This is a genomic window from Streptomyces sp. NBC_00859, from assembly GCF_045161865.1.
Lineage (GTDB): Bacteria > Actinomycetota > Actinomycetes > Streptomycetales > Streptomycetaceae > Streptomyces.
Genome location: NZ_CP108826.1, coordinates 2,131,277 through 2,147,928, shown reverse-complemented (window position 1 = coordinate 2,147,928; position 16,652 = coordinate 2,131,277). Strand labels below are relative to the sequence as shown.

The following is a 16,652-nucleotide window of genomic DNA, read 5'->3' as shown; positions in this document are numbered from 1 at the left end:
ACAGTCGTCCCCGTCCGTCTCCAGGCCGGAAGAACAGGTGGCGCACACGGTGGACGTGCAGAAGAAGCTGGACGAGATCGTCGACACGGTCGGCAGTGCCAGGTCCATGCCCATGTCGGCCTCCTGCGTGGTCAACCGCGCCGAGCTGCTGGCGATGCTCCAGGAGGTCCGCGAAGCGCTACCGGGCTCCCTGGCGCAGGCCGAGGAGCTGATCGGCGGCCGTGAGCAGCTGGTCGAGCAGGCCCGTGACGAGGCCGAGCGGATCATCGAGGCGGCCCACGCCCAGCGCGGCTCCCTCATCTCCGACACCGAGGTCGCCCGGCAGTCCCAGGACGAGGCGGACCGGGTGCTCGCCGAGGCCCGGCGCGACGCCGACGAGATCCGCGCCGAGGCGGACGACTACGTCGACTCCAAGCTGGCGAACTTCGAGGTCGTCCTCACCAAGACCATCGGCTCCGTCGACCGGGGCCGCGAGAAGCTGCTCGGCCGCGGTCCGGGCCTCGACGACCAGGGCTACGAGGACCCGGAGGCGCCGGAGCGCAGCCAGGACCCCGAGACGCTGCGGATGCGCGCCGACGAGTACGTCGACACCAAGCTCGGTGCTTTCGAGGCCGTGATGGCGAAGACCCTCGAAGCCGTGGGACGGGGCAGGCAGAAGCTGCACGGCCGGGTCGCGTCCGACGAGCTCGGTGTACACATGGCCGAGCAGGACGAGATGGGCCGCAGGCACAGCAGTGACGCGGACTTCCTCTCGGACCTGGCCGAGCCGCAGGCCCCGGCCCAGCTGCCCGCTCAGGCGCCCGCCCCGATGGCGGCCCAGCTTCCGCCGGACGCGGTCCCGCAGCAGCCCGTGGACATGCCGGTCCAGCAGATGTACGACCCGTACGGCTATCAGCCGCAGCCCCAGGACCCGTACGCGTACCAGCAGCAGCAGTACGCCTACCAGCACGATCCGTACGCTTATCAGCAGGCCCAGCAGCAGGACGGCTACGGCTACCCGGAGTCCGACCCGTCCCAGCAGGTCCAGCACGCTCAGCAGCTTCAGCAGCCGCAGCACCCCCAGCAGCAGGGCGCCCTCGACGAGACCAGTCTCTTCGACACCAGCATGATCAACCTGGATCAGCTGCGGGAGTACGAGCAGGGGCGCTAGGCCGTGTCCGGGGGCTGCGGCGCCCGCGGGCAGGGAGCCCCGGGGCCCGAAGGGGCCGATTGGGTCTATGGCGGCCGGTCCAGTATCCTGGCTCTTCGGTCGCCCGTACCTCCGTGATCCGTGCTGCCCGTTCCGACGGTCTCCCGGACGGATTCCGAAGAGGCGGCGCCTCCTTCCCCAGTCTTCAGCGATCCGAAAGCAGGAAGAGCCCTGAACGCCCGCCTCGACCACCGCAACCCCCTCGTGTTCGACACACACGAGCTGGGCCGGCGTCCCGGTGCGCTCCAGCGGCTTACCCGCTCGGTCGCAGCGCCCAAGGACCTCGGCGTAGCCGGGGTCGTCGGAGTGCCGGAAGGCGCTCCCGTAGAACTGCAGCTCCGCCTTGAGTCGGTCATGGACGGGGTGCTTGTCACAGGCACCGCCCGTTCGTCCGCCGAGGGGGAGTGCGTAAGGTGTCTGGAGCCGCTGGAGCGAGAGCTCGAAGCGGATTTCCAGGAGATGTTCTCGTACCCCGAAGCCGACGACCGGGGCCGCAGCAAGAAGGCGGACCCGGCTGACAGTGCCGACGACGAGGACGAGGAAATCACCCCCCTTGAGGACGGCTTGTTCGACCTCGAACCCGTGCTGCGTGATGCGGTGGTGCTCGCACTGCCGATGCAGCCGGTGTGCCGGGAGGATTGCGCCGGTCTGTGTTCCGAATGCGGAATCAGGCTCGACGACGAACCCGGTCACCACCATGACGCCGTCGACGCACGTTGGGCGGCGCTGCAGGGACTCGTCGGGACCGGCCAGGTCGACGAGAAGGACAACGTTGACGGCGCCGAACCTGGCGTCGACGAGAAGCAGGAGAAGTAGCCGTGGCTGTTCCGAAGCGGAAGATGTCGCGCAGCAACACGCGCCACCGCCGGTCGCAGTGGAAGGCTGCGGTCCCCACCCTGGTTGCGTGTGAGCGTTGCCAGGAGCCGAAGCTCCAGCACATCGCGTGCCCGAGCTGCGGCACCTACAACAAGCGCCAGGTCCTCGAGGTCTGAGCGGCTGGTGAGAGGCGCAATGTCTGACGTCAACAAGACGGACAATGCCTCGTCCCACACGCTTCTGGAAGGGCGGCTCGGGTACACACTCGAGTCCGCCCTTCTGGTGCGTGCGCTCACCCACCGTTCGTACGCGTACGAGAACGGCGGTCTGCCCACCAACGAGCGGCTGGAGTTCCTCGGGGACTCCGTGCTCGGTCTGGTGGTCACGGACACGCTCTATCGCACCCACCCCGATCTCCCGGAGGGCCAGCTGGCCAAGCTCCGGGCGGCGGTGGTCAATTCGCGTGCGCTCGCAGGGGTGAGCCGTGGCCTCGAACTCGGTCTCTTCATCCGGCTCGGCCGGGGCGAAGAAGGCACGGGCGGGCGGGACAAGGCATCCATCCTCGCCGACACCCTGGAAGCGGTGATCGGCGCCGTCTATCTCGATCAGGGCCTCGAAGCGGCGTCCGAGCTGGTACACCGGCTCTTCGACCCCCTTATCGAGCTGTCCTCCAACCTCGGTGCGGGCCTGGACTGGAAAACCAGCCTCCAGGAACTCACCGCGAGCGAAGGTCTCGGGGTCCCGGAATATCTGGTCAGTGAGACCGGACCGGACCACGAGAAGACCTTCACCGCTGCTGCTCGCGTCGGTGGTGTCTCGTACGGCACCGGCACCGGCCGCAGCAAGAAGGAAGCGGAACAGCAGGCGGCGGAGTCCGCGTGGCGCGCGATCAGCGCCGCGGCGGAAGAGCGCGCGGTGGCGGCCGAGGCCGCCCCCGCCGAACCCGAAGAGGACGCCGACACCTCTTCGGCTCCGGCCGCAGGCACGGCCTCGGCCTGACGCCGGTTTCTTTCCCCGCCCGTCCCCTCCGGGGGACGGGCGGTTCTTTCATGGTCCCTCTCAGCCCTCACCGTTCACGGTGATCCACCCCGGAGGAGCAGCGTGCCCGAGTTGCCCGAGGTCGAAGTCGTACGGCGCGGACTGGAACGCTGGGTCGCCGGCCGTACCGTCGCCGAAGTGCAGGTGCTGCACCCGCGTGCGGTGCGCCGTCACACGGCGGGCGGTGCGGACTTCGCCGCGGTCCTGCGCGGGCGCCGCTTCGGCGTGGCCCGCCGCCGGGGCAAATACCTCTGGCTGCCCCTGGAGGACACCGGCACGGCCGCGGGAACGGGCACCCGCAGTTCGACCGCCGTCACCGCCGGCGGTCCGGAGCCCGACGCCGGGTACTCGGTACTCGGGCACCTCGGCATGAGCGGGCAGCTCCTGGTCCAGCCCGAGGCGGCCCCCGACGAGAAGCACCTGCGGATCCGGCTCCGGTTCGACGACATCCAGGGCACCGAGCTGCGCTTCGTCGACCAGCGCACCTTCGGCGGGCTCTCGCTGCACCCGAACACCCCCGACGGGCTGCCCGACGTCATCGCGCACATCGCGCGCGACCCGCTGGACGAGGAGTTCGACGACGCCGCGTTCCACACGGCGCTGCGGCTGCGCCGCACCACCGTCAAGCGCGCCCTGCTCGACCAGTCGCTGATCAGCGGGGTCGGCAACATCTACGCGGACGAGGCGCTCTGGCGCGCGCGGCTCCATTACGAGCGTCCCACCGCCACGCTCACCCGCCCCCGGACCGCGGAACTGCTGGGTCACGTGCGGGACGTGATGAACCAGGCACTCGCCGCGGGCGGCACCAGTTTCGACAGCCTCTACGTCAATGTGAACGGCGAATCCGGCTATTTCGACCGGTCGCTCGACGCCTACGGACGCGAGGACGAACCGTGCCGCCGCTGCGGCACCCCCATGCGCCGCCGTCCCTGGATGAACCGTTCCAGCTACTTCTGCCCGCGCTGCCAGCGCCCGCCCGCCGGGCCGCGCGCCTGATCCCGGTCCCTGCGGCCGGGTGGAGGGGCGCCGGACTCTGTTCGGCGGCCGGATCTCAGTAGCCGAAGTCCTGGGTCCACCAGGGGCCGCCGGTACCGAAGTGGACACCGACGCCGAGCGTCCTGAAGTCGCAGTTGAGTATGTTCGCGCGGTGGCCGGGGCTGTTCATCCAGGAGTCCATCACGGAGGCGGCGTCTGTCTGCCCGCGCGCGATGTTCTCGCCGCCCAGGTGCTGCACGCCCGCCTTGTCCGCCCGGTCCCACGGGGTCGCCCCGTCGGGATCGGTGTGGTCGAAGAAGCCCCGGGACGCCATCTCGTCGCTGAAGGACCCGGCCAGTGAGGCGAGAGCCGCGTCGGGCCGCAACGGCCGGCAGCCCGCCTGCGCCCGGTGCTGGTTGACCAGGCTCAGAACCGAGGCTGCGGCGGTGCTCTCGGCGCTCCCGGCAGCGTCGGTGTGAGCGGTGGCCTCGGTGGTGTGCCGGGGTGCCGCGCCGGGCGCCGCGGCTCTGGCCGGGGCGGCGCTGGGCGACCCGCTCCGGGTGGCGGGGCTGCTCTTCTTCCGTTGCGAGGGCACGGCGGACGACTTCGGAGTACGCGGGGAGGGTGAGGCCGACGGGGCGTGTGCGCGGGTGGCGGACGGCGCGGCGGGGGACGACGGGGCGCCGGATGCCGGTGAGGCCGATGATCCGCCCTGGGCCTGGAGGTCCGGTACTCCGTCGGCACGTACCTGGTCGCTGCCGCCCGAGCCGTCCACCGCGTAGGAGCCGCCGCCGGGCAGCAGCCCCGAGGCCATCGCCACGGCACCCACCGCGACGGCTGCCGACACTCCCAGCAGCCCGGTGCGTACGGGCGTGGTGCCCCGGCCCCTGCCGTGGTTCCTGCGGCCGCTTTCGGGTCCCGCCGGATATTCAACGGCGGCAGGTGCGGCGGCGGAGCGACGATGGCGTCCCATACGCGGTGCCTTCCTCTCGCTCGGCTCGACGTGGCTCACCCGTCCGGGTGAGGCTCATTGGCTCGGGACTGTAGTCCATGGGGCCCGGAGGCGAGGTGCTGCCGGGGCAATTGGCCGGTTAGCGTGCAGACATGAACGAAGATGTACGGCTTACCGCCTGGGTGCGCGGCAAGGTGCAGGGCGTGGGATTCCGCTGGTTCACCAGGGCGAACGCTCTGCGGATCGGCGGACTCACCGGATTCGCCCTCAACCTTGAGGACGGCAGGGTGCAGGTTGTCGCCGAAGGGCCGGGCGAGAGGTGCCGCCTTCTCCTGGAGTGGTTGAGGTCGTCCGACACACCCGGGCGCGTCGATGGTGTCACTGAGATCTGGGACACTCCACGCGGCGGGTACCAGACCTTCGCGATCCGCTGAAGCGGCCCGGCCCAGGGGTGGACGTGGGGCCTCGTTGATCTGCCGCTGACATATGCGGTGGGCAGAAAATGCCTGGTGGTTGCCAAGTAGCGCTCCCCGTGCCAGGCTCCGGCAGTAGGAATGATCTCCGCGCCCCCTGGGCCCCGCAGGAGAGCCGCACCGGACATGTTCCGGCGCGAGCCCCCGGGTCTGCCCATCGATACGGGGTGTGATCGTGTTGACCGTCAAACTTTTTGGTGAGACTCTGGAAGCCCCGCGCACCTCAGCTGCTCGGCAGCGGGAAACGCAAGGAAACAGCACGAAGACAGAGGCTGCCGAGTTCCGCGGGTGCGATTCCCCCTACGACCCACCACTCCCCGGTCGGTCACTCAGTGTGGAGGACCATCCATCATGGCAAAGGCGCTTCTCGGTTACGTCGGCGGTTCCGACCCGCGACTTCTCTCCGAGATGCGACGGCTTCAGCAGCGCGTCCAGGACCTCGAGTCCGAGCTTGTACGGATTCAGTCCGAGAATGACGCGCTGGCCGCCGCTGTTCAGCACCACGGAGACTCGTTGCTCGACGGTATCGACATGGACGTACCCCAGGCGGAGCCTGCGCTCACCTGACCCACACCCCACAAGGGCACGGGCCGGGCTGATCCGTACAGCCGCTTGAGATCCAATGCGCAAGGATATGCAAGGGACGCTTCGGCGTCCCTTCTTTCTGTCCGCTCGCTTCCCCCGGCCCCCGTCTGCTTCGGCGTGCTGCCTTCAACGTCTGATGTGCCCTGCACCTTCACGGGTGAAACCGGCAGCGAAAGGTAGAGTCCGGCGGCGTGCACCTCAAGGCCATGACCCTCCGCGGGTTCAAATCCTTCGCCTCGGCCACCACCCTCCGGTTCGAGCCGGGCATCACGTGTGTCGTGGGCCCCAACGGATCCGGTAAGTCCAACGTGGTCGACGCGCTCTCCTGGGTCATGGGGGAGCAGGGAGCCAAGTCGCTGCGCGGCGGCAAGATGGAAGACGTCATCTTCGCCGGGACGACCGGCCGCCCGCCGCTGGGCCGCGCCGAGGTCTCGCTCACCATCGACAACTCCGACGGTGCGCTGCCCATCGAGTACGCGGAAGTCACCATCACCCGGATCATGTTCCGCAACGGCGGCAGCGAGTACCAGATCAACGGTGACACCTGCCGGCTGCTCGACATCCAGGAACTGCTCTCGGACTCCGGGATCGGCCGCGAGATGCACGTCATCGTCGGGCAGGGACAGCTCGACTCCGTACTGCACGCCGATCCGATGGGGCGCCGGGCCTTCATCGAGGAGGCCGCGGGTGTGCTCAAGCACCGCAAGCGCAAGGAGAAGGCGCTGCGGAAGCTGGACGCCATGCAGGCCAACCTCGCCCGCGTGCAGGATCTCACCGACGAACTGCGGCGCCAGCTCAAACCGCTGGGGCGCCAGGCCGCGGTCGCCCGGCGCGCCGCCGTGATCCAGGCCGACCTCAGGGACGCCCGGCTGCGGCTGCTGGCCGACGATCTGGTGACGATGCGCCGGGCCCTGCGGAGCGAGATCGCCGACGAGGCCGCGCTGAAGCAGCGCAGAGAGACGGCGGAAGCCGCGCTGAAGGCCGCGCTCTCGCGCGAGGCAGGCCTTGAGGACGAGGTGCGGCAGCTGGCCCCGCGCCTCCAGCGGGCCCAGCAGACCTGGTACGAACTGTCGCAGCTGGCCGAGCGGGTACGCGGCACGGTCTCGCTCGCCGGCGCACGGGTGAAGAGCGCGTCCGCGGCGCCCGAGGAGGAGCGGCGGGGCCGGGACCCCGAGGACATGGAGCGCGAGGCGGCCAGGATCCGCGAACAGGAAGCGGAGCTGGAGGCGGCGCTGGAGTCCGCGGAGCGCGCGCTGGAGGACACCTCGGCGCACCGGGCCGAACTGGAGCGGGAGCTCGCGGCCGAGGAACGCAGACTCAGGGACGCCGCCCGTGCCATCGCCGACCGGCGTGAAGGACTCGCGCGGCTGAACGGCCAGGTGAACGCGGCCCGCAGCCGGGCTGGTTCGGCGCAGGCCGAGATCGACCGGCTCACCGAGGCACGTGACGGTGCTCAGGAGCGCGCTGCCGCGGCCCGGGAGGAGTACGAGCAGCTCAAGGCCGAGGTCGACGGGCTCGACGCCGGCGACCTGGAACTGGCCGGCCGGTACGACGCGGCGAAGTCCGCAATGGCCGCGGCGGAGGCCGCGCTCACCGCGGCCCGGGATTCGGCCACCGCGGCGGAGCGCGAGCGCGCCGCACTGGCGGCCCGCCACGAGGCGCTGGCGCTCGGCCTGCGCCGCAAGGACGGCACCGGCGCGCTGCTGGGGGCCGAGGACCGCCCGGCCGGTCTGCTGGGCCCGGTCGCGGAGCTGCTGACGGTGACGGCCGGGTACGAGGTCCCGGTGGCCGCGGCACTGGGGGTCGCGGCCGACGCGCTCGCGGTGCGCGACACAGCCACTGCCGCTGACGCGATCCGGCAGCTGCGCAAGCAGGAAGCGGGCCGCGCGACACTGCTGCCGGGCGTGGCCGCCGTACCGTCGCGGGAACCCGGCGCCGGTGGTCTGCCGGGCCAGGCCACCGGCGCGGCCACCGCGGTCGGCGGAGCCCGGTCGGCGCATGCCGGGGCGCAGCCGCCGCACACCGCTCCGCCCGGACCGCAAGAGGCTTCGGGCCGGGAAGCGGAGCAGGGCCGGGAGCCACGTCAGCAGCAGGAAGCGGATCAGGAACCGGATGCGGGGCCCGGAGGGGGCCCGGCCCTCGGCGGTCCGCCCCGCGCGACCGTCCCGGGACAGGCCGCGAGCCAGGCGGGGAGCGCCGCGCACCCGCCGGACGCCGCGCCGCCGGGCCGCGCCGCCCTCGCTCTCGCCGCCCCCCTCGCGGTCGATCTGGTCGCCGGCCCCGCGGAACTGCTGCCCGGGGTGCGCAGACTGCTCCGCGACATCGTCGTCGTGGGAACCCTCGACGACGCCGAGGAACTGATCGCGGGCCGGCCCGAGCTGACCGCGGTGACCGCCGAAGGCGATGTCCTGGGCGCGCACTTCGCACACGGGGGCTCCGCCGGTGCGCCCAGTCTCCTGGAAGTGCAGGCGTCCGTGGACGAGGCCGCCACCGGCCTCGCGGAACTGGCCGTACGGTGCGAAGAGCTGGCCGGGGCGCAGCGGACGGCCGTCGCCCGGCGCGGCGACTGCGCGGCGCTCGTCGAGGAACTCGCGGAGCTGCGGCGTGCCGCGGACCGCGAGAAGTCCGGTGTCGCCCAGCAGCTCGGGCGCCTCGCCGGGCAGGCCCGTGGGGCAGCCGGCGAGGCCGAGCGGTCGGCGGCGGCCGCAGCCAAGGCCCAGGAGGCCCTGGAGCGCGCGACCGCGGAAGCCGAGGAGCTGGCCGAACGGCTGCTGGTGGCCGAGGAGTCACCCATGGAGGAGGAGCCCGACACCTCCGTACGGGACCGGCTCGCCGCCGACGGGGCCAATGCCCGGCAGACCGAGATGGAGGCCAGGCTGCAGGCCCGTACCCATGAGGAGAGGGTGAAGGGGCTCGCGGGGCGGGCCGAGGCGCTCGACAGGGGGGCGCGGGCCGAGCGTGAGGCCAGGACGCGCGCCGAACAGCGCCGCGCCCGGCTGCGCCACGAGGCCGCTGTCGCTTCGGCGGTCGCGGACGGGGCGCGTCAGCTGCTCGCCCACGTGGAGGTGTCCCTGGTCCGTGCCGAGCAGGAGCGGGCCTCGGCCGACGCGGCGAAAGCCGGGCGGGAGCAGGACCTGTCCGCCGAGCGGAACCGGGGCCGCGAGCTCAAGACCGAACTCGACCTGCTCACCGACTCGGTGCACCGGGGGGAGGTGCTCGGGGCCGAGAAGCGGATGCGGATCGAGCAGCTGGAGACCAGGGCGCTGGAGGAGCTGGGCGTGGAGCCGGCCGGTCTTGTGGCCGAGTACGGCCCGGACCAGCCGGTGCCGCCGTCCCCGGCAGCCGAGGGGGAGGAGCTGCCCGACGACCCGGACCATCCGAGGAACCAGCAGGTGCCGTTCGACCGGGCCGGGCAGGAGAAGCGGCTCAGGTCGGCCGAACGGGCGTACCAGCAACTCGGGAAGGTGAATCCGCTCGCCCTTGAGGAGTTCTCCGCGCTGGAGGAGCGGCACAAGTTCCTCTCCGAGCAGCTGGAGGACCTCAAGAAGACGAGGGCCGACCTCCTGCTGGTGGTCAAGGAGGTCGACGAACGCGTCGAGCAGGTCTTCACCGAGGCGTACCGGGACACCGCACGGGAGTTCGAAGGGGTCTTCGCGCGGCTCTTTCCCGGCGGCGACGGACGGCTGATCCTCACCGACCCCGGCAACATGCTGACCACCGGTGTGGACGTGGAGGCCCGGCCGCCGGGCAAGAAGGTCAAGCGTCTCTCCCTGCTCTCCGGCGGGGAGCGGTCGCTGACCGCGGTGGCCCTGCTGGTGTCGATCTTCAAGGCCAGGCCCAGTCCGTTCTACGTGATGGACGAGGTGGAGGCCGCGCTGGACGACACCAACCTGCAGCGGCTGATCCGGATCATGGAGGAGCTCCAGGAGAGCTCCCAGCTCATCGTGATCACTCACCAGAAGCGGACGATGGAGGTCGCCGACGCCCTCTACGGCGTCTCCATGCAGGGCGACGGAGTCTCCAAGGTGATCAGCCAGCGCCTGCGCTGAGCCCGCCCCGGCCGTTCTGAGTGGCCCTCAGACGGAGCGGTCCTCAAGTGGTGCGCGTCCGGAAGCTGTGCGCAACTGGAGGGGCTCGTACCCCCATGGCCGTCATCGCGGACGGGCCCGAGGAGCTCATGTGACCAGCACGGCGAACACACCGCAGGCCGGAGGCAGCCCCGCTGCCCCGGAGCATCTCGCCCACGTCGTCTTCATCACGGCGGCGGCTGCGATGGGCGGATTCCTGTTCGGCTACGACAGCTCGGTGATCAACGGGGCCGTCGAGGGGATCCGCGGCAAGTACGACGTCGGTTCGGCGACGCTCGCCCAGGTCATCGCCGTCGCCCTGATCGGCTGTGCGATCGGCGCGGCGACAGCCGGCCGTATCGCCGACCGCATCGGGCGTATCCGCTGCATGCAGATCGCGGCCGTGCTGTTCACCATCAGCGCCGTCGGTTCCGCGCTCCCCTTCGCCCTGTGGGACCTGGCCCTGTGGCGCATCATCGGCGGTTTCGGCATCGGGATGGCCTCGGTCATCGGGCCTGCCTACATCGCCGAGGTCTCCCCGCCCGCGTACCGCGGCCGGCTCGGGTCCTTCCAGCAGGCGGCGATCGTCATCGGTATCGCCATCTCGCAGCTCGTCAACTACGGCATTCTCCAGACCGCGAACGGCAATCAGCGCGGGAAGCTCCTGGGCGTCGAGGCCTGGCAGCTCATGCTCGGTGTCATGGTGATCCCGGCGGTCATCTACGGTCTCCTCTCCTTCGCGATCCCCGAGTCGCCGCGCTATCTGATCTCGGCGGGCAAGGAGGAACGGGCCAGGAAGGTGCTGGCCGAGGTCGAGGGCGAGCACATCGATCTCGACGCCCGGGTGCGGGAGATCCAGCTCGCCATGAAGCGCGAGCACAAGTCGACGTTCAAGGACCTGCTGGGCGGCGGCTTCTACTTCAAGCGCATCGTCTGGATCGGTATCGGCCTCTCGGCCTTCCAGCAACTGGTCGGCATCAACGTCGCCTTCTACTACTCCGCGACCCTGTGGCAGTCGGTGGGCATCGACCCGTCGACCTCGTTCCTCTACTCGTTCACCACGTCCATCATCAACATCATCGGCACCGTCGTCGCCATGGTCCTCGTCGACCGGATCGGCCGCCGGCCGCTGGTGCTGATCGGCTCCGTGGGCATGGTCATCGGGCTCGCGCTGGAAGCCTGGGCGTTCTCGTACCACCTCGTCGGCGGCAAGCTGCCGTCCCTCCAGGGCTGGGTGGCGCTCGTCGCCGCCCACTGGTTCGTGTTCTTCTTCGCGATGTCGTGGGGTGTCGTCGTCTGGGTCTTCCTCGGCGAGATGTTCCCGAACAAGATCCGTGCCGCCGCGCTCGGGGTGGCCGCGTCGGCCCAGTGGATCGCCAACTGGGCGATCACGGCCAGCTTCCCGAGCCTCTCGGACTGGAACCTCTCGGCGACGTACGTCATTTACACCTGTTTCGCCGTGCTCTCGATCCCCTTCGTGCTGCTCTTCGTGAAGGAGACCAAGGGCAAGACGCTGGAGGAGATGGGCTGAGGGCCGCCCCGTACCGTGCCGCCCCGGCTCAGCCCTTGAGCCGGGGCAGCACGCTTTCCGCGAAGAGACGAAGACTGCGCCATCCCTCGGCGACCGGAATTCCGCCGCACAGCGGATGCAGCACGAGGCTCCCCACGCCTTCGGCGAGCGTCACGCACTCGTCCGGTGTGACGACCCGGTAGATGCCCTCCGCGCGCAGCCCGTCCACGGTCTCCGCGCCCGAACGGACCGCGGAGCGGATGTCCGCGGACTGCCAGGACGAGTACGTCCGGGCCTCGTGCAGGAAGCAGTCGCCGTACTCGGCCCAGACCCGGTCGGGGTCCTCGGCGACGTGCAGCAGCGGGGTCTCGGCGGGTGGCATCATGCAGAAGCCCTCCGTCCCGAACTCCGCGCGCTGCTGGTGGTAGTAGGTCTCCAGTTCCGGCAGATGCGCACTGGGGAACAGCGGCAGTCCGAGACGGGCCGCCCGGCGGGCGGCCGCCCTGGAGGAACCGCCGACGAGCAGCAGCGGGTGGGGCCGGGTGTACGGGGCCGGGGTGACCCGGACGGTACGCCCCCGGTACTCGAACGGCTCGCCGGTCCACGCCGCGAGCAGGGTTTCGAGCAGCTCGTCCTGGAGTCTGCCGCGCCGGGTCCACTCGACTCCCTGCTGCGCGTACTCCTCGGGCCGGTAGCCGATGCCCGCCACCGTCACCAGCCGGCCCGCGCCGATCAGGTCGAGGACCGCGATGTCCTCCGCGAGGCGCAGCGGGTCGTAGAGCGGCCCGATGATCGCCGAGACGGTGACCGCGATCCGGCGGGTGGCCCCGAAGACGGACCCCGCGAAGACGAAGGGGGAGGGCAGCCAGTTGTTGCCGGTGCCGTGGTGCTCCTCCGTCTGCACGGTGTCGACACCACGGTCGTCCGCGTACGCGGCCATCTCCAGGGCGGTGCGGTAGCGGGCGGAGAGCGACTCGGGGGTCGCCCGCGGGTCGACGAGATTGAACCTGACGACTGTGAAGGCCATGACGGGAAGTCCCCCTTCGCCGGGTGGGAGCTGGCGAAGGGGGACGGTAGCTGACGTAGCGTCAGATAGGTAGGGCCGTGGGCTCACGGTCCTGGTCCGGGCCCTGCCCCGCGGCGCCGGCCCGCGGCTTCGGCTTCGGGAGCAGGGCGTAGAGCGCGGCCGAGACCAGGATGGTGACCACCCAGCCGAGGCCGTTGCGCCCGAGCCAGCTGTCCGCGAACGGGCCGCTGAACCACGCGGAGTCCGCGGTGCCCGCCGTGGTGAACAGCATCCCGGTGACCAGTGCGGCGAGCCAGGCGACGACGGCGGCGGGGCTGAACCCGCCCCGGTACCAGTAGGCGCTCGTCCGCGTGGTGTCCATCAGGGCCACCGGATCGTATGTGCGTCCGAGCAGCATGTCCGCGCCGAATACCCCGATCCAGGCGGAGAAGGCCACCGCGAGCAGCGAGAGGAACGCGACGAATGAGCCGAGGAAGCTTGTCGCGGCCAGCATCAGGATCAGTCCGAGCACCACACTGATCACGGCGTTCACCGAGACCGCCCAGGCGCGCGGCACCTTGATGCCGAGCGTCAGCGCGGTGAAGCCGGCCGAGTACATCGACATCGCGTTGATGAGCACCATGCCGACCACGGCGATCAGCAGATACGGCACCGCGATCCACATCGGCAGGACCTTGCCCAGGAAGGAGACCGGGTCGGAGGCGTTCGCGAGGTCGGGGGTGGAGACCGCCATCACGGCGCCCATCAGCACCATCGGCAGGACGACGATGCCGGCGCCGCCGATCGAGGCACCGATCATGCCGCCGCCGGAGGAGCGCCGCGGCAGGTACCGCGCGAAGTCCGGCCCGGACGGGACCCAGCTGAGGCCGCCCGCCGCGATCAGGCCTATACCCGCGATGAGGGACGCGGTGGTACCGGCCGGCTTGGCGAAGACGGCCGACCAGTCGGTGTCGGCGATCAGATAGACCAGCACCAGGACGGAGAAGATCCCGAAGAGATACGTGGACCACTTGTTGCACAGGTGCAGCGCGTTGATGCCGAGCCCTGAGATCAGGAACGTCGCGGCGACGAAGAGCAGCAGGGTCACGACGATCAGCGGGGTGCTGCTGTGGATGCCGAAACAGATGTCGAGGACGGTCAGGAGCGCGTACGCACCGGTGACCGCGTTGATCGTCTCCCAGCCCCAGCGGGCGATCCAGATCAGTGAACCGGGCAGCAGATTGCCGCGCTGACCGAAGACCGAACGGGACAGTGCCATGCCGGGGGCGCCGCCGCGCTTGCCCGCGATGCTGATGAAGCCGACAAGGCCGTAACTGATCACCGGGGCCACGAAGGCGGCGATCAGTGCCTGCCAGAAGTTCAGCTTGTCGGCGACGACCAGGCTCGCGCCCATCGCGAGCAGCAGCACACTGATGTTGGCGGCGACCCAGGTCGGGATCAGGTCGCGGACACGGCCTTTGCGTTCGTTGTCCGGGACGGGTTCGAGACCGCGGGTTTCCACCGCGCCTTCGACGTCGGAGGCGTGTGGCATGGGGTACTCCGTGCACGTGTGAGGGGAGTTGGGGACGAGGGGGAAGGCGATGTGACGCGCGTAGATAGCGACATCATGGTAGGGCGGCGGTGAAAATTTCAAATAGAGGATTTAGTCCCTTGTGCGTTCCGACGAAGGCTTGTACGGCCGGGCTGTGAACGAACGCTGAGCCGTGGCTGATACTGGGGGGGTTATGGAAATCGTGATCCTTGCTGTAGTCATCGCCCTGGTCGCTGTCGGCGCGATCAGCGGGCTCGTGGTCAGCAGCCGCAAGAAGAAGCAGCTGCCCACGGCACCGCCGAGTGCGCCGACCATCACAGCGCCGCCCGCCGAACCCCAGGTCGGCGAGGACGCTGCCCCACCGCGCGACGAGTCGCGCCGCACCATCGAGGAGGTGGATCTCCCGCCCGCCGACGAGGCGGCGGGAGCCCCTGCCGCCGTCGAGGACCCGGTCGTCGCGGAGCCCGTCGCCCCGCAGATCGAGATCCCGGAACCGACCGAGGGCCGTCTCGTACGGCTGCGCGCCCGGCTGGCCCGCTCGCAGAACTCGCTCGGCAAGGGACTGCTCACCCTGCTGTCGCGCGACAACCTCGACGAGGAGACCTGGGAGGAGATCGAGGACACCCTGCTCACGGCGGATGTCGGGGTCGCACCCACCCAGGAGCTGGTCGAGCGGCTGCGTGAGCGGGTCAGGGTGCTCGGCACCCGCACACCGCAGGATCTGCGCACCCTGTTGCGCGAGGAACTGCTGAACCTGGTCGGCACGGAGTTCGACCGGGAGGTCAAGACCGAGGGCGGTCTGGAGACCCCGGGCGTCGTCATGGTCGTCGGGGTCAACGGGACCGGCAAGACCACCACCACGGGCAAGCTCGCCCGGGTGCTGGTGGCCGACGGCCGCAGCGTGGTGCTCGGCGCGGCCGACACCTTCCGGGCCGCAGCCGCCGACCAGCTCCAGACCTGGGGCGAACGGGTCGGGGCGCGGACGGTACGCGGCCCCGAGGGCGGCGACCCCGCGTCGATCGCCTTCGACGCGGTGAAGGAGGGCATCAAGGAGGGCGCCGATGTCGTCCTCATCGACACCGCCGGGCGGCTGCACACCAAGACCGGTCTGATGGACGAGCTCGGCAAGGTCAAGCGGGTCGTGGAGAAGCACGGGCCGATGGACGAGGTGCTGCTGGTCCTGGATGCCACGACCGGGCAGAACGGCCTGGTGCAGGCGCGGGTGTTCGCCGAGGTGGTGTCCATCACCGGCATCGTGCTGACCAAGCTGGACGGCACGGCCAAGGGCGGCATCGTGATCGCTGTCCAGCGTGAACTGGGCGTACCGGTCAAGCTGGTCGGCCTCGGTGAGGGCCCGGACGACCTGGCCCCCTTCGAACCCGAGGCGTTCGTGGACGCGCTCGTCGGGGAGTGAACCCCGCCTCCCGCTGACGCAGACCGGTGGTCCCGGCTGCTGACCGGAGGCAATGCGAAGGGCCCCGCCGCACAGTGCAGACGCGGCGGGGCCCTTCGCGCTGTCCCGCGCCGGCGCCGGCCGGCGCGGGGGCCGTGGTCCGCGCCGCGGCTTCCGGACGCGTCCGTCAGGCGGGCAGGTGGCGGTGGCAGATGTACGCGAGGGTGCCGAGCAGCAGCCGCGCCTGGGGCAGGCCGCCCGTCGTCTCCAGAGACGGGGGGCGCAGCCAGCGGGCCGGGCCCAGCCCCGCGTGATTCGACGGCGGGGCGGTGATGTGCTCGCCGGGGCCGAGGCAGTGCAGATCGAGATCCGCGTCGTCCCAGCCCATCCGGTAGAGCAGCTCCGGAAGTTCGCGTGCGGCCCCCGGGGCGACGAAGAACTGGGCCCGGCCGTCCGGGGTGGCGCTGACCGGTCCCAGTGGAAGCCCCATCCGCTCCATCCGGACCAGGGCTGTGCGCCCCGCCGGCTCGGCCACGTCGATGATGTCGAAGCAGCGGCCGACCGGCAGCAGCACCGAGGCGCCCGGTGTCAGGGACCAGGCTCTCGCCGCTTCGTCGAGGGTGGCCCCCGCGGGTACCTCGGGCGCGAACCCGAGCGGATGGGCGCCGGGCGAGGCGCAGGCGGAGTCGCCGCAGGAGCAGTCGCCCGCGGCCGCCCGCGCGCCAGGGACCACGTCCCAGCCCCAGAGGCCGGTGAACTCGGCCGCTGTCGTGCACTCCGATGTGCGGCCGCGACGCCGGGTGGCGGAGCGGATGTCCCGGATGCCGCCGATAGTGAAGCCCATGCCCCCTCCAACGGGTCGTGCGCACCGGTGGTTACGACCTGGAGTCTCTCCGTCACCCTGTGTCGCAAACGCCTGGGTATCGGTGGCGTGGAGTGACGTCGGGGGTGGTGCGAAGTGAATCGCACGCCCCGGCGCGCACCGCTCCGCCTGACCCTTATCGCCGAGTGTCAAGTGAATCGCGCGCGGCGCCAGGCGCGTTCATTCGAAGGGGTGGCGAATGGTGGCGTTTCCGGGATCGCCCTCGCCGGGTGC

At 70.7% G+C, this 16,652-nt stretch carries 14 protein-coding genes; 10 read left to right on the top strand and 4 right to left on the bottom strand.

Going from position 1 to position 16,652, the window contains the following annotated elements; translation table 11 throughout:
- The first annotated feature begins 49 nt into the window (after nucleotides 1-49).
- From OG584_RS08805 to mutM, 5 genes are all read left to right on the top strand, one after another.
- Nucleotides 50-1,150, top strand: coding sequence for a cell division initiation protein (locus OG584_RS08805; RefSeq protein WP_405783942.1), 1,101 nt, complete (start codon nucleotides 50-52; stop codon nucleotides 1,148-1,150).
- A 210-nt stretch (nucleotides 1,151-1,360) separates the two neighbouring features.
- On the top strand, nucleotides 1,361-2,005 hold the full coding sequence (locus tag OG584_RS08800) for a YceD family protein (RefSeq protein ID WP_405783941.1): 645 nt from the start codon (nucleotides 1,361-1,363) through the stop codon (nucleotides 2,003-2,005).
- Nucleotides 2,006-2,007: 2 nt separating this feature from the next.
- On the top strand, nucleotides 2,008-2,181 hold the full coding sequence (gene rpmF, locus OG584_RS08795; protein ID WP_030753522.1) for a 50S ribosomal protein L32: 174 nt from the start codon (nucleotides 2,008-2,010) through the stop codon (nucleotides 2,179-2,181).
- Nucleotides 2,182-2,200: 19 nt separating this feature from the next.
- Nucleotides 2,201-3,004 carry a ribonuclease III gene (gene rnc / locus OG584_RS08790; RefSeq protein WP_405776742.1) on the top strand — a complete coding sequence of 268 codons (804 nt, stop codon included), beginning with the start codon at nucleotides 2,201-2,203 and terminating at the stop codon, nucleotides 3,002-3,004.
- Nucleotides 3,005-3,106: 102 nt separating this feature from the next.
- The gene (gene mutM, locus OG584_RS08785; RefSeq protein ID WP_405776740.1) at nucleotides 3,107-4,039 is read left to right on the top strand and encodes a bifunctional DNA-formamidopyrimidine glycosylase/DNA-(apurinic or apyrimidinic site) lyase; all 933 of its coding nucleotides are present in this window, start codon (nucleotides 3,107-3,109) and stop codon (nucleotides 4,037-4,039) included.
- A 55-nt stretch (nucleotides 4,040-4,094) separates the two neighbouring features.
- Here mutM and OG584_RS08780 read toward each other — a convergent pair whose 3' ends face one another.
- Nucleotides 4,095-4,991 (bottom strand): CAP domain-containing protein, encoded by an 897-nt coding sequence (locus OG584_RS08780; protein WP_405776738.1) that lies wholly within the window; start codon nucleotides 4,989-4,991, stop codon nucleotides 4,095-4,097.
- A 131-nt stretch (nucleotides 4,992-5,122) separates the two neighbouring features.
- Here OG584_RS08780 and OG584_RS08775 point away from each other — a divergent pair, with 131 nt between their 5' ends.
- From OG584_RS08775 to OG584_RS08760, 4 genes are all read left to right on the top strand, one after another.
- Nucleotides 5,123-5,404, top strand: a complete 282-nt coding sequence (locus OG584_RS08775; RefSeq protein ID WP_405776736.1) for an acylphosphatase — start codon at nucleotides 5,123-5,125, stop codon at nucleotides 5,402-5,404.
- A 390-nt stretch (nucleotides 5,405-5,794) separates the two neighbouring features.
- Entirely contained in the window at nucleotides 5,795-6,010 is a 216-nt protein-coding gene (locus OG584_RS08770) for a hypothetical protein (RefSeq protein ID WP_164267867.1), read from the top strand.
- 209 nt (nucleotides 6,011-6,219) lie between these two features.
- Nucleotides 6,220-10,077 carry an AAA family ATPase gene (locus OG584_RS08765; RefSeq protein ID WP_405776735.1) on the top strand — a complete coding sequence of 1,286 codons (3,858 nt, stop codon included), beginning with the start codon at nucleotides 6,220-6,222 and terminating at the stop codon, nucleotides 10,075-10,077.
- Between the two features lie 130 nt (nucleotides 10,078-10,207).
- Nucleotides 10,208-11,626 (top strand): sugar porter family MFS transporter, encoded by a 1,419-nt coding sequence (locus OG584_RS08760; protein ID WP_405776733.1) that lies wholly within the window; start codon nucleotides 10,208-10,210, stop codon nucleotides 11,624-11,626.
- Between the two features lie 28 nt (nucleotides 11,627-11,654).
- On the opposite strand, the gene OG584_RS08755 is transcribed toward OG584_RS08760, so the two are convergent.
- Both OG584_RS08755 and OG584_RS08750 read right to left on the bottom strand, forming a co-directional pair.
- Complete coding sequence (locus tag OG584_RS08755; protein ID WP_405776731.1) at nucleotides 11,655-12,632, bottom strand: LLM class flavin-dependent oxidoreductase; 978 nt, start codon at nucleotides 12,630-12,632, stop codon at nucleotides 11,655-11,657.
- Nucleotides 12,633-12,693: 61 nt separating this feature from the next.
- Nucleotides 12,694-14,163, bottom strand: a complete 1,470-nt coding sequence (locus OG584_RS08750; protein WP_405776729.1) for a purine-cytosine permease family protein — start codon at nucleotides 14,161-14,163, stop codon at nucleotides 12,694-12,696.
- Between the two features lie 193 nt (nucleotides 14,164-14,356).
- Between OG584_RS08750 and ftsY the strand changes: the two genes are divergently transcribed.
- Nucleotides 14,357-15,577, top strand: coding sequence for a signal recognition particle-docking protein FtsY (gene ftsY, locus OG584_RS08745; protein ID WP_405776727.1), 1,221 nt, complete (start codon nucleotides 14,357-14,359; stop codon nucleotides 15,575-15,577).
- A 166-nt stretch (nucleotides 15,578-15,743) separates the two neighbouring features.
- Here ftsY and OG584_RS08740 read toward each other — a convergent pair whose 3' ends face one another.
- Nucleotides 15,744-16,400 carry a bifunctional DNA primase/polymerase gene (locus OG584_RS08740; RefSeq protein WP_405776725.1) on the bottom strand — a complete coding sequence of 219 codons (657 nt, stop codon included), beginning with the start codon at nucleotides 16,398-16,400 and terminating at the stop codon, nucleotides 15,744-15,746.
- Between the last annotated feature and the right edge of the window lie 252 nt (nucleotides 16,401-16,652).